This is a genomic window from Ruegeria sp. AA6, assembly GCF_056542865.1.
The window spans coordinates 1-749 of the sequence record NZ_JBQGAN010000077.1 but is presented as its reverse complement, the minus strand read 5'-3'; the positions used below and the strand labels follow the sequence as shown (position 1 = coordinate 749).

The window sequence follows — 749 nt, the reverse complement described above, 5'->3', positions numbered from 1 at the left end:
AGTCTTCGAGGGGGTTGCCGTCTATCAGCAGGATGTCGGCATAGGCGCCTTCTTCGATCACACCCAGTTTGCCTTCCGGATAGGGGTTCATAAACGGCCCCGACAAAGCGGCGATTTCACCGCCGGTGGACGTCATTGCGACCAATGAAGCGTGGGAGCCAAAGAACTCATTATTGAGATGTTTTTCATAGGCAATTTGAATATTGCAGGCTGCCACAGAACCTACGCAATCCGTGTGAAAGCCTCTTTTGGCTGGGCACTCATTCATGTTTTTTATATAGCCACCGAAAGCCTGCGTAGCGGACTGTGCCTTTCTTAAGCTGGCCGGGACATCTCGAATGGCAGGAATATCGAAGAGATTTGGATCAAAAGCGGTGAGGTTGGTTGTGATGTAAGCGCCTTTCTCTTCCATCAACGCCGAAATTTCACAATCAAACATGAACCCGTGTTCAATTGACCGGACACCAGCATTCAGCGCCGCCATGATCGTTTCCTTGCGGTAGGAATGAGCCATGACGTAGCTTTCGTATTCATTGGCAACCTGCACGGCCGCTTCTAGCTCTGCCGTCGATCCAGCCAACAACTGCCACGGGTCAAATGCTGAAACTACACCACCCGATTGCATGTACTTCAGTTGTGTTGCTCCCATCCGGAAGTTGTGAGCCTCCCCACGTGAATTGGTCCACCTTTATGGTTAGGAAACGGAGGACTACGAATGGCAAACAAGAGACCGAAGCCCGAAGAGATTG

The 749-nt window shown here is 51.0% G+C and carries 1 protein-coding gene; it reads right to left on the bottom strand.

Annotation, left to right across the window (positions count from 1 at the left end):
- The coding region (locus ACR0LN_RS23940) for an amidohydrolase family protein (protein ID WP_480433241.1) at window positions 1–649 on the bottom strand (649 nt) is incomplete at its 3' end.
- Between the last annotated feature and the right edge of the window lie 100 nt (window positions 650–749).